At 68.7% G+C, this 11,950-nt stretch carries 9 protein-coding genes; 3 read left to right on the top strand and 6 right to left on the bottom strand.

Annotation, left to right across the window (positions count from 1 at the left end; translation table 11 throughout):
- Positions 1-360 precede the first annotated feature (360 nt).
- From RJ03_RS07450 to RJ03_RS07435, 4 genes are all read right to left on the bottom strand, one after another.
- On the bottom strand, positions 361-1,029 hold the full coding sequence (locus RJ03_RS07450) for an ATP-dependent Clp protease proteolytic subunit (protein ID WP_036499423.1): 669 nt from the start codon (positions 1,027-1,029) through the stop codon (positions 361-363).
- Between the two features lie 40 nt (positions 1,030-1,069).
- Positions 1,070-1,657 carry an ATP-dependent Clp protease proteolytic subunit gene (locus RJ03_RS07445; RefSeq protein ID WP_036499422.1) on the bottom strand — a complete coding sequence of 196 codons (588 nt, stop codon included), beginning with the start codon at positions 1,655-1,657 and terminating at the stop codon, positions 1,070-1,072.
- Positions 1,658-1,921: 264 nt separating this feature from the next.
- Positions 1,922-3,301, bottom strand: a complete 1,380-nt coding sequence (gene tig, locus RJ03_RS07440) for a trigger factor (protein ID WP_036499500.1) — start codon at positions 3,299-3,301, stop codon at positions 1,922-1,924.
- A gap of 206 nt (positions 3,302-3,507) precedes the next feature.
- Positions 3,508-4,089, bottom strand: coding sequence for an FKBP-type peptidyl-prolyl cis-trans isomerase (locus RJ03_RS07435; RefSeq protein ID WP_036499499.1), 582 nt, complete (start codon positions 4,087-4,089; stop codon positions 3,508-3,510).
- A 310-nt stretch (positions 4,090-4,399) separates the two neighbouring features.
- Between RJ03_RS07435 and RJ03_RS07430 the strand changes: the two genes are divergently transcribed.
- On the top strand, positions 4,400-6,796 hold the full coding sequence (locus RJ03_RS07430; RefSeq protein WP_083870656.1) for a phosphoketolase family protein: 2,397 nt from the start codon (positions 4,400-4,402) through the stop codon (positions 6,794-6,796).
- Positions 6,797-6,896: 100 nt separating this feature from the next.
- Entirely contained in the window at positions 6,897-7,487 is a 591-nt protein-coding gene (locus RJ03_RS07425; protein ID WP_036499420.1) for a condensation domain-containing protein, read from the top strand.
- A 3-nt stretch (positions 7,488-7,490) separates the two neighbouring features.
- On the opposite strand, the gene RJ03_RS07420 is transcribed toward RJ03_RS07425, so the two are convergent.
- Together RJ03_RS07420 and RJ03_RS07415 are read right to left on the bottom strand one after the other, a co-directional pair.
- A complete protein-coding gene (locus tag RJ03_RS07420; RefSeq protein WP_036499494.1) occupies positions 7,491-7,982 on the bottom strand; it encodes an NUDIX hydrolase in 492 nt (163 codons plus the stop codon).
- A 63-nt stretch (positions 7,983-8,045) separates the two neighbouring features.
- Positions 8,046-10,199 carry an ArnT family glycosyltransferase gene (locus tag RJ03_RS07415; RefSeq protein WP_036499417.1) on the bottom strand — a complete coding sequence of 718 codons (2,154 nt, stop codon included), beginning with the start codon at positions 10,197-10,199 and terminating at the stop codon, positions 8,046-8,048.
- Between the two features lie 345 nt (positions 10,200-10,544).
- Between RJ03_RS07415 and RJ03_RS07410 the strand changes: the two genes are divergently transcribed.
- The coding region (locus tag RJ03_RS07410; RefSeq protein ID WP_051024427.1) for a DEAD/DEAH box helicase at positions 10,545-11,950 on the top strand (1,406 nt) is incomplete at its 3' end.

Below are 11,950 nucleotides of genomic sequence, written 5' to 3'. Positions count from 1 at the left end.
GTGCAACCGTCTGTCCCGGATGCCGACAAGCCGCCTTCGAACAACGCTACCCGCCGTGCATCCGATCAGTGTCGCGCGTCGATCGGATTCTCGCACTTCGGCGTATGTCGTCCGGGTCGGTCGTTCATGCCGACACCCCATGAGCCAAGGTCCCTAGACCGACCGTACCCGGTCGACGCGACGGAGGTCGACAACTCGAGGATGTTTCTCGCGGAGAGAGTGTCGGAAAGCTCACCCGACGCGCCCTCACCACGGCCATCCCGGCTGCCGATCCGGGCGGTGCCGACCTCGCTCCGCCGCCCGGACCAGCGCCCGCGGGGCCCGCTCGGCGAGCCCCGCGGCCGGATCACTTCTTCCGGATCACTTCTTCTGGGCGCTCAGCTTGCGGTAGTCGAACACCGTGTCGATGATCCCGTAATCCTTGGCCTCGTCGGCGGTCAGGATCTTGTCGCGATCGGTGTCCTTGCGGATGGTGTCGGCATCCTTACCGGTGTGGCGGGCCAGCGTGGTCTCCATCAACCGGCGCATGCGCTCGATCTCGGCGGCCTGGATCTCCAGGTCGGAGACCTGGCCCTGGATGCCACCCTCCAGCGACGGCTGGTGGATCAGCACGCGGGCGTTCGGCAGGCAGGCCCGCTTGCCAGGGGTTCCCGCCGCCAGCAGCACAGCCGCCGCCGACGCCGCCTGGCCCAGGCAGACCGTCGCGACATCGGCACGCACGTACTGCATGGTGTCGTAGATGGCCATCAGCGAGGTGAAGGAACCACCGGGCGAGTTGATGTACATGGTGATGTCGCGGTCGGGATCGAGCGACTCCAGTACCAGCAGCTGCGCCATGACGTCGTTGGCCGAGGCGTCGTCCACCTGCACGCCGAGGAAGATGATGCGCTCCTCGAACAGCTTGTTGTAGGGGTTGGACTCCTTGACGCCGAAGCTCGAGTGCTCGATGAACGACGGCAGAATGTAGCGGGCCTGCGGGCTCGCCGGTGCGCTACCGGACAGGCCGGCACGCGGGTCGATCAGGGTCATCTTCGTCTCCAAAGTCGATGGGGGATGAGCGGTTTCGCGCTCAGTTACCGGCGCCGTTCGCCTGGCGGGCATTGGTGATCACGTGGTCGATGAAGCCGTACTCCAGCGCCTGGGCCGCGGTGAACCAGCGGTCGCGGTCGGCGTCGGCGGTGACCTGCTCCACGGACTGTCCGGTGTGCTGTGCCTGCAGTTCGTTCAGCTCCCGCTTGGTGTGGGCGAGCTGCTCGGCGTAGATCGAGATGTCGGCCGCGCTACCGCCGATACCGGCGGAGGGCTGGTGCATCATGATCCGGGTGTGCGGCAGCGCATAGCGCTTGCCCTTGGTGCCCGCGGTGAGCAGGAACTGGCCCATCGAGGCCGCCAGGCCGAACGAGATGGTCGCGATATCGCATTCGGCGAACTGCATGGTGTCGTAGATGGCCATGCCCGCGGTGACCGACCCGCCGGGGGAGTTGATGTAGAGCGAGATGTCGCGGTTCGGGTCCTCGGCCGTGAGCAGCAGGATCTGCGCGCACAGCTTGTTGGCGATGTCGTCGTCGACCTGGGTGCCCAGGAAGATGATGCGGTCGCGGAGCAAACGCTCGTACACCGAATCACTGAGGTTGAGCCCAGCAGTCGCGGATGTCATGACCGGCCCCGACTTCAAAGGTGCCACAGCCTGATTGATTGTCACGGATACCTGCCCTCTCTCGCCGGCACGATGCCTGCCGGCACAGCCTCTGTCCAATATGCGGTCTTCCGGGGCCCTTCGTGGTTACGCAAGCTACCGCTTCCGTCCCCGACGTCCGACCGCGGCCTGATTCGGTTGACACAAACCCTAACGAAACAAGGCGGCACCGAACTCCCGGTACCGCCTTGCTTCGCTTACAGCTGACTCATATGTCGCCGATGGCTACTCGGCGGCGTTCTCGGCCGACTCCGCGGCGCCCTCGGAATCCGCCACCGCCTCGGCCGGCTCACCGAACATCTCGGCGGTGTCGACCGTGTTGCCGTCGGTGTCGGTGACCTTGGCCTTGATCACCACGCCGGCCAGCGCCTTACCGCGGCGCACGTCGGCGAAGATCGCGCCGAGCTGTCCGGCCTGCTGGATCTGCTGGATGAACTGTTCCGGCGCCATGCCGTAGCGCTGCGACTGGAACAGGATCCGCTCGGTCAGCTCCTGCTGGCCGACCTGGGTGTTCTCCGATTCGGCGATCGCGTCCAGCAGCAGCTGGGTCTTCACCGACTTCTCGGCGGCCTCCTTGGAGTCCTTGTCGAACTCCTCGCGGGTGCTGCCCTGAGCCTCGAGCGCCTCGGCGAACTTCGCCTCGTCGTGGTCGAAGCCGTGCACCGCGTCGTGCAGCACGGCGTCGACCTCGGCCTGTACCGCCGCCTCGGGCAGCGGCACCTCGGTCTTGTCCAGCAGCGCCTCGAGCACCTTGTCGCGAATCTCGCCGGCCTGCTCCACCTTCTTGCCCTGCTCGACCCGCTTGCGCAGATCTTCCTTCAACTCGTCGATGGTGTCGAATTCGCTTGCCATCTGGGCGAATTCGTCGTCGGCCTCGGGCAGCTCGCGCTCCTTGACCGAGTTCACCTTCACGGTGATGACGGCTTCCTTACCGGCGTGCTCGCCGGCCACCAGGGTGGAGGTGAAGTCCTTGGACTCCTCCGCCTTCAGGCCGATGAGGGTGTCGTCCAGGCCCTCGATCAGCTGGCCGGAGCCGACCTCGTGCGACAGACCGGAGGTCGTCGCCTCGGAGACCTCTTCGCCGTCCACGGTGGCCGACAGGTCGATGGAGACGAAGTCGCCCTCCTGCACGGCGCGCTCGACGCTCTTCAGGGTGCCGAAGCGCTGGCGCAGCGACTGCAGCTGCTGGTCGATGTCCTCGTCGCCGATGCTCAGCGGATCGACGGTGACCTCGATGCTCTCGTAGTCGGGCAGCGCGATCTCGGGACGGACGTCGACCTCGGCGGTGAACGCCAGCTCGTCGCCGTCCTCGATCTTGGTGATCTCGATCTCGGGCTGGCCGAGCACCTTCACCTCGGAGGCGGTGACGGCCTCGCTGTAGCGAGCCGGCAGCGCGTCGTTGACGACCTGCTCCAGGATGGCGCCGCGACCGAGGCGGGCCTCGAGCAGCTTGGCCGGGGCCTTGCCCGGACGGAAGCCGGGAATGCGAACCTGCTGGGCCAGCGCCCGGTACGCCTTGTCGAAGTCCGGCTTCAGCTCCTCGAAGGGCACCTCGACATTGATGCGGACCCGGGTCGGGCTCAGCTGCTCGACGGTGCTCTTCACGGACATGCTCCTTGTTCGTTGTTCACTGGTCTGTGTGGCCGCCGGACGGAGGTGTGATCCGCCGGCGACGATGTTCGGGTGCCGCCATACAACGGCGCTGTTTCCCCCCGAAATCGCATCCGATCAAGGGTAGTCGACAGCGGTATTCGGGCCGCAATCGGCTGGCCCGCCTCGGTCGGCGGCGGCTTTGCCGCCGAAGGCGTCGATCAACCGACCTTCACGGCATCGGTGACGAAGACGAGGGTTTCGTTGGGCTTCACACCCTGGCCGCCCTGGCCGTAGCCGAGGTCGGGCGGGATGATCAGCAGGCGGCGGCCGCCCTGTTTGATACCGATCAGGCCCTGGTCCCAGCCCTGGATGACCTCACCGGTACCGAGGGTGAGCGGGAAGGTCTGGCCGCGGTCGAAGGAGCTGTCCAGCTTCTTCTTGTCCGACCAGGTGACCAGCGTGTAGTTCATCTCCACCGGCTGGCCGGTCGCCGCCGCCGGACCGGTGCCCTCGACGAGATCCTTGGTGACCAGCTGCTTCGGCGGATCGCAATTGTCGGGAATGGTGATGGTCGGCGCCTGGCCGAAGCCGCCGGTGACACCGATGTCGTCGGCGGTGCATTCGCGGCCGTGGCTCGCCGTGGGAGCCGCGGCGGCCGAGGTGCCCGCGCTCGGCTGGGCGCCTGCGACGGTGCTCGAGGTCGTCGCCGAGCCGTTGTCGTCGTTGCCGCCGCAGGCGGTGAGGGCGACCGCCGCGACCGCGACGGCGGCCGTGCCGATGATCCTGGCCAAAGTCTGCATGCGCCGCACCCTAATCGGTGCGGCGGACGGACCGGCTGTGGGCCCCGTCACCGCCCGTTCGATCCGGCGGGCGCGGGAGGTTTTCCGGCATCGGGTGCGGATATCCGGGCTGCGGGTGCGGATCGGCCCGGGATCGCCGCGGCCCGGTAGCCTGGCGTCGAGTCTCCATCCGAAGCGGTTACCCGAACACCCCACTGCGAGGAGCACGATCGTGACCGACTTGGCGAGTTCGGAAGGACGGGTCCCGGCCACCGACCCGACCGGCGCGGATACGGCCGCCGACAATATCGGCGGCAGCGGCGGGGCCACGATCGCACCCGAACCGTATCGGCTGGCCGAGGTCCCCGGCCCGCTCTCACCGGACGAACTCGCCGATCTGGACGCGTGGTGGCGCGCGGCGAACTATCTGGCGGTGGGCCAGATCTATCTGACGGCCAATCCCCTGCTGCGCACCCCGCTGGCGGCCGAGCACATCAAACCGCGTCTGCTCGGGCACTTCGGAACCGTGCCGGGACTGAATCTGGTGTGGGCCCATGCCAACCGGGCGATCCGGACCCGCGATCTGGACGCGGTCTTCGTCGCCGGGCCGGGACACGGAGGGCCGGGGCCGAATGCGTGTGCCTGGCTGGAAGGCACGTATTCCGAGCTGTACAGCAATATTTCGCGCGACGGGGCCGGAATGGGCGCGCTGTTCGCGCAGTTCTCCTATCCCGGCGGCGTGCCCAGCCATTGCGCGCCCGAGACACCGGGTTCCTTCCACGAGGGCGGCGAGCTCGGCTATTCCCTGTTGCACGCCTACGGCGCCGCACTCGACCATCCCGACCTGACCGTGTTCTGCGTGATCGGCGACGGCGAGGCCGAGACCGGGCCGCTGGCGACCAGCTGGCATGCGAACAAATTCCTCAATCCGGCGCGCGACGGCGCGGTGCTGCCGATTCTGGCGCTCAACGAATACAAGATCGCGAATCCGACCCTGCTGGCCCGCATTCCGGAATCCGAACTGCTGTCGCTGCTGCACGGGTACGGCTACGACCCGATCATCGTCGCCGGGCACGACCCCGCGGCCGTACACCAGGCGATGGCCGCCGCGCTGGATCGCGGCCTGGACCGCATCGCCGAATTCCAGCGCGCCGCGCGCGAGAGCGGCGACGGGACGCGTCCCCGCTGGCCGATGATCGTGCTGCGCACGCCGAAGGGCTGGACGTGCCCGCCGGTGGTCGACGGCGACCAGGTCGAGGGCACCTTCCGCGCCCATCAGGTGCCGCTGCCCGCCGCGCGTTCCGACGACGGGCACCGCCGGGTGCTCGAGCAGTGGCTGCAGTCGTATCGTCCCGCGGAACTGTTCGACGAGGACGGCCGCCCGTATCCGCAGTTGCTGCGCCAGGTCCCGGCGGGGCCGCGGCGGATGAGCGCCAATCCGGTAGCCAACGGCGGCGCGACGGTGCAGGATCTGCGACTGCCGGATTGGCGCCGCTACGGCGTGGAGGTCCCCGCGCCGGGCGCCACCTCGCACGAGGCCACCCAGGTGCTGGGCACGTGGCTGCGCGACGTCACCGCTGCCAACCGCGACAATTTCCTGATCCTCGCACCCGACGAATTGGCCAGTAACCGGCTCCAGGACGTCCTCACCGTCACCGGCCGCAACTGGCAGGCCGACATCGGGGAATTCGACGTGAAATTGGACCGCCGCGGCCGCGTGATCGAGGTGCTGTCGGAACATATGTGCCAGGGCCTGCTGGAGGGCTACCTGCTCACCGGGCGGCACGGTGTGTTCACCTGTTACGAGGCCTTCATCCACATCGTCGACGCGATGTTCAACCAGCACGCGAAGTGGCTGGACGCCAGCAGCGCGGTGCCGTGGCGCCGGCCCGTTCCGAGCCTGAACTATCTGCTGACCTCCCATGTGTGGCGGCAGGATCACAACGGATTCACCCATCAGGACCCGGGTTTCCTCGATGTGGTGATGAACAAGCAGCCTTCGATCGTGCGCGTCTATCTGCCGCCGGACGCCAACACGCTGCTGTCGACCTACGACCACTGCCTGCGGTCCCGGCATTACGTGAACGTGGTGGTGGCCGGCAAACAGCCGCAGGCGGATTGGCTGTCGGTCGACGAGGCGCGGCTGCACTGTGCCCGCGGGGCCGGTATTTGGGAATGGGCCGGCCACAACGACGAGACGGGCACGACTCCCGATGTGGTGCTGGCCTGCGCCGGCGACGTACCGACCCTGGAGACACTGGCGGCCGCCGCCATTCTGCGCGAACGGTTGCCGCAGTTGCGCATTCGCGTGGTGAATGTGGTCGATCTGATGCGGCTGCTGCCGGCGGACGAACATCCGCACGGCCTGCCCGATCGCGAATTCGACACCTTGTTCACCCGGGATCGGCCGGTCATCTTCGCCTTCCACGGCTATCCCTGGCTGATCCACCGGCTCACCTATCAGCGCACCAACCACTCCGGGCTGCACGTGCGCGGATACAAGGAGAAAGGCACCACGACCACCCCGTTCGACATGGTGATGCTCAACGACCTCGACCGCTATCACCTGGTGATGGATGTGATCGACCGCGTTCCCGGACTGGGCACCCAGGCGGCCGGGCTGCGCCAGGACATGGCCGATGCCCGTCTGGCCGCGCGTATCTGGACGCGCGAGCACGGCGCCGATATTCCGGAGGTGGCCGACTGGCGCTGGCCGTACGGCCGATAACCCTCGCCCGTACCCGTCGAACAGCGCGGACGCGTGTTCGGAGTTAGGCTCCGCGTGTGCCCGCCGGGACTGGGGTACGGACGAGGAACGGAAATGCCGGATGGAACTGCGCTCTACCGCCGCGGTGGTCCCCGCCGTGCCGCCTGTCGGTCCGACGCCCGCGGGGACGGCATCGTTCACCGTGCATTTCACGGGATATCTCTATGCCGTCGGATTGCGCGACGCCTTCGCCGATCTGATCGCGCGGCACGCACAGCTACGCACCGTCTACCCGATGCCCGGTTCGAGTGCGGCGCCCCGGGTTTTGTCCGCGACCGCCGCGGTGTTGCCACGACTGGTGCCGACGCCGGTGATCGCAGCCGAATTGCCGGACGCGATCACCGAATTCATGGACGCGGAAACGGCTGCGCCACTGTCGGTTCCGGTGCGGGCGAGAATGTTCCGGCCGCTCGGCGATCCCGAGGACATTCCGCACCATCTGCTGGTGGTGATTCTGCGGCGGGCCGCGGTCGACCGGGTATCGCCGGCCCGGCTGGCGCGCGATCTCATGACCGCCTACGCCGCGCGTCGTCGCAACCTCGTCCCGACGTGGGACGGGGCGCGCCCCGCCCATCGGCTGACCGTGCACGAACTCCGGGGCGTACGGCTCGTCGAATCCGGTGGTGACGGGACCGCCGACGCCTACCGCTGAACCTCAGCCGTCCGCGAGCACCTCGGTGAGCCGGTCCAGAAAGGGACGCTGACCAGTAACGATCTTCTCGCGCGCGAGCTCCGGTTCGAGCCACTCGACCCGATCGATCTCCGGAAACGTCTGCGTGCGGCCGGATCTCGGCGGCCACTGCATCTCGAAGGTGCCGGGGACCACCTGCTCGGGATCCAGATCGCCTGCCACGGCCCATACGGTGACCCGCTTGCGGGAGCGACCGCTGCCGTAGTGCGACTCCCCCAGCGCGATCCAGTCACCGTCGGGTACGGGCAGGCCCAGTTCCTCGGTGAACTCACGCGCCGCGGCCGTCCGGGCATCCTCGGAATCCGGTGCGTACTCGCCCTTGGGGACCGACCAGGCACCGGCATCCTTGCGCGCCCAGTACGGACCGCCCATATGTCCGAGCAACACCTGCAGCCGCGGGGCATGCCGGAACAGCAGAACTCCCGCACTGTATTTCGACGCCGTGGCTCCGGTCATGGTCGCAGTCTGCCGCACCGAACCGAGGCGGTGGCGGCGCGGGGCCGCCACCCGCCCCGCGGGTTACCGGGTGGCCGTCAGGTCGTAGACCTTCGTTCCGCCGACATCGGTCGCCACATACGTACTCTCGACCCACTGGGCGATCCGGCTCGCCTCCGAGGTTTCACCCGATCCGGGACCGCGCCGCTCGGAGCCGATGAAGTAGTGGATGCGCCCCTGCGCGACATCGGCGCGGAACTGATCGAGGGTCGGCGACGGATCACCGCCACCGAATCCGCCGATCGACATGACCGCGTAACCGGAATCGAGCTGCAGGTCCGCGGCACCCATCGAGCTGATCGCCGCGGCCGCCCACGTGTAGCCGGCGCCGGTGTTCTTCAGCAGATCGATCAACTGCTGATTCGTCCGCTCACCCATGCCGGGCCCGGTAGCCGTCGGCTCGCCGGACCGCGGCGCCCGGCCCGGTTGTCCGGGAGGCTGGGCGGTGCCGGCCGAATCCGAACCGTCGTTCGCCGGTCCTGCGCTGAGTCCGGCCGGCGCGCATCCGTTCTCCGCCCCAGCGGGCGGGGCGCCGGGTACCTCCTGGCCCGAGACACCCGGACGAGTTCCGTTCACGCCCGGTGCGGGTGCGGAGGGTCCGCTGCCGGTACCACCCGGCCCGGCGGGGCCGCACGCGCCATCTGGGCCACCCGGCCCGAAGCCGAAGCCGAAGCCGCCGCTGGTCTTCGGTCCGGCGAGGACGATGCCGCCGTTGTGGGCGGAGGCGATGGTCTGGATCGAGTAGGCCACCGGCCCGGCGAGAGCGGTGACCACGGCGAGGGTCGCGGCCCAGCCCGCCATCCGGCGCGGCTGAGGAACGATGAGCGCGACGGCGGCCACCGCTCCGGTCACCGCGATCACCCATCGCAGCCACGGAACGAAATCAGGAGTCCGGTTCAGCAGAACCACCGCGGTGACCGTGGTCGAGGCCGAGGCGCCCGCGAGGGCCAGCCGGACCCACAAGCGGTCGCGTTCGCGCCACAGCAACACAGCGCCGATGCCGGCCACACCGGCGACGGCCGGAGCCAGTGCCACGGTGTAGTACTGATGGAAGATTCCCTTCATGAAGCTGAACACCAGCGCGGTCACCAGCGCCCAGCCGCCCCACAGCAGGAGCGAGGCGCGCCGCGGATCGGTGCGAGAAGCCTTGCCGCGCAGCGCGAGTCCCGCGACGAACAGAATCAGCGCGGCCGGTATCAGCCATGCGATCTGACCGCCGACGGTCTCACTGAACATCCGGGTGATCCCGGCCTCGGACCCGAAGGACGGTCCGCGGCCGTGGCCACCGCCGGGCGGCGGCCCGGGCAGACCGCCGCCGAAACCGCCGGAATCCATGCCCAGTCGCTGCAGACCGTTGTAGCCGAGGGTGAGTTCGATGATCGAGTTGTTCTTGGACCCACCGAAATACGGCCGCACGTCGGCGGGCCACAGCTGGGCGATCAGCACCCACCAACCCGCGCCGACCACCAGACCCGCACCGGCGGCCAGCAGTTGCAGCAGCCGTTTACCCAGTTTCGGCGGTCCGGCGAACAGGTAGGTCAGCGCCAGCGCGGGAACCACCAGCAGCACCTGCAGCTGTTTGGCCAAAAAACCCATGCCGACGAAACCTCCGCACAGCACGAGCCAGCGCCACCGGCCGTCCTCGAGGGCACGCGTCATCGCCCAGACGGCCGCGACCATCAGAAAGACGAGCAGCACGTCGGGGTTGTTGTAGCGGAACATCAGCGTCGCGACGGGCGTCACCGCCAGCGCGAGACCGCCGAGCAGCCCGGCCCCGGGGCCGAAGGTCCGGCGCAGTGTCGCCCACAGCAGGGCGACCGCGGCGACCGCGATCAGCACCTGCGGGATCAGCATGCTCCAGCTGTTCATCCCGAAGAGGCGAGCCGAGATCTCCATCGGCCACAGCGACGCCGGCGTCTTGTCGACGGTGATCGAATTGCCCCAGTCCGAGGAACCGAAGAAGAACGCCTTCCACGATTTCGCACCCGACTGCACCGCGGCGGCATAGAAGGAGTTGGCCCAGCCGTTCGCGCTCAGATTCCACAGATAGGCGATCGCGGTGCCGCCCAGCAGCGCGACGAGTCCCAGGTGCTCCCACGGCAGCCTCCGCGTGCGGCCCCGGCCGGGCGTCGTCACGCCGTCCGCCGGCCGGCCCGGCGCGATAGCAGTTTCGGTCATGGCTGCCATGATGGTCGTCCGCGCCGCCGACCGGCTGGGACGCCGCTGGGAGAAACCTGTGAACTCGCCCAGCGGTTCACGCGGCCGAGTGGTCCCCACAGCCCGGTGATCCACGTCGCCCGGTGAGGAGAGAACCGTCACTGTCCCGTGATGCCCGGGAAACCGCCGGGACGGGATAGGCTGATCGAGGAGTATCGGTTACTCGTACTCCCTCCGTCGTGGATGTCTACTCTTCGCGTCGGCCACCCAGCGGTCAGCCTCCGTGCGTGCTACGAAGCCCGGCGCCGCTGCAACCCCAGCGCCGCTGCGGTTGACTCTGCTGCTCGAAAGGCACCACGACTACTCATGACGACTCGTTCATCGAGCCCTGCCGCCACCTTCGCAACCCTCGGCGTCGATGCGCCGCTGGTGCGCGCGCTGACCGCACAGGGTTTCACCGCACCGCTGCCGATCCAGGCCGCGACACTTCCGGACACGCTGGCCGGCCGCGATGTGCTCGCTCGCGGGCGCACCGGCAGCGGTAAGACCCTCGCCTTCTCGATTCCGATGGTCGACCGGCTGCACCGCCTCGGTCACCGGCGCGTCCCGGGCCGGCCCGCAGGTCTGGTGCTGGCGCCCACCCGCGAATTGGCCACTCAGATCGCCGCGACCCTCCAGCCGTTGGCCGATGCCTGCGATCTGCGAGTGGTGACGGTGTTCGGTGGGGTGCCGCAGGCGCGCCAGGTCCGCGAACTGCGCTCGGGGGCGGATATCGTCGTCGCCTGCCCGGGCCGGCTGGAGGATCTGATCAAACAGCGCCTGGTCGCCCTGGACGAGGTGCGGATCACGGTGCTGGACGAGGCCGACCACATGGCCGATCTCGGCTTCCTGCCCGGCGTCACCCGAATCCTGGCCGCGACCCCCGCCGACGGGCAGCGGATGCTGTTCTCCGCCACCCTGGACAACGGCGTGAACAAGCTGGTGCAGCGCTTCCTGCGAAACCCGTTGTCGCACACGGTCGACGAGGCCCACTCACCGGTGCCCGCGATGACCCATCACGTCTTCGAGATCGGCGACAGCGAGGCCAAGCGCGTGCTGGTCCAGACCCTCGCCTCCGGAACCGGACGGCGAATCCTGTTCATGCGCACCAAACATCATGCGCGGCGGCTGGCCAAACAGCTCACCACCGCCGGAATTCCGGCCGCCGATCTGCACGGCAATCTGTCGCAGGTCGCGCGCGACCGCAATCTGGCCGCCTTCGCCGACGGCACCACGCGCGTCCTGGTCGCGACCGATATCGCGGCCCGCGGCGTGCACGTCGACGATGTCGAACTCGTCGTGCACGTCGACCCGCCCGCCGAACACAAGGCCTATCTGCACCGCTCGGGGCGCACCGCCCGCGCCGGCAGCACCGGCGACGTCGTGACGATCATGCTGCCGGAACAGCGCAAGGACGTCGCGGTACTGCTGCGCAAGGCCGGACTCGACGTCCGCCCGCAACAGGTGAGCCCGGATTCGGCCCAGGTCACCGCATTGGTCGGCACGGTCGCGGCACCGGTCGCGCCCGCCGCGAAACCTGAACGCGCCGAGCAGAATTCCCGCCGCCCCGCCCGAGGCGGCAGCGCGGCCCGCAACCCCCGGCGGCGCGGCCCGGCGACGAGGAACGAACGCGGCGAATCGGCGCACAACGGCCGCACCACCACCGGCCGCACCACCACAGCTACCGGTCGCACCGCGACCGCGGACCGCACCGCGCCGCCACGCGACCGTTT

Origin of the sequence: Nocardia aobensis NBRC 100429, assembly GCF_000308375.1 — a bacterium.
GTDB classification, from domain to species: domain Bacteria; phylum Actinomycetota; class Actinomycetes; order Mycobacteriales; family Mycobacteriaceae; genus Nocardia; species Nocardia aobensis.
The sequence above is the reverse complement of the archived record's forward strand: the minus strand, read 5'-3'. Positions and strand labels throughout refer to the sequence as shown.

Coding starts and splice junctions, on each gene's coding strand:
- RJ03_RS07435 (WP_036499499.1), bottom strand. CDS start 4,089: ATGCAGACTTTGGCCAGGATCATCGGCACGGCCGCCGTCGCGGTCGCG.
- RJ03_RS07425 (WP_036499420.1), top strand. CDS start 6,897: ATGGAACTGCGCTCTACCGCCGCGGTGGTCCCCGCCGTGCCGCCTGTC.
- RJ03_RS07415 (WP_036499417.1), bottom strand. CDS start 10,199: ATGACCGAAACTGCTATCGCGCCGGGCCGGCCGGCGGACGGCGTGACG.
- RJ03_RS07445 (WP_036499422.1), bottom strand. CDS start 1,657: ATGACATCCGCGACTGCTGGGCTCAACCTCAGTGATTCGGTGTACGAG.
- RJ03_RS07420 (WP_036499494.1), bottom strand. CDS start 7,982: ATGACCGGAGCCACGGCGTCGAAATACAGTGCGGGAGTTCTGCTGTTC.
- RJ03_RS07450 (WP_036499423.1), bottom strand. CDS start 1,029: ATGACCCTGATCGACCCGCGTGCCGGCCTGTCCGGTAGCGCACCGGCG.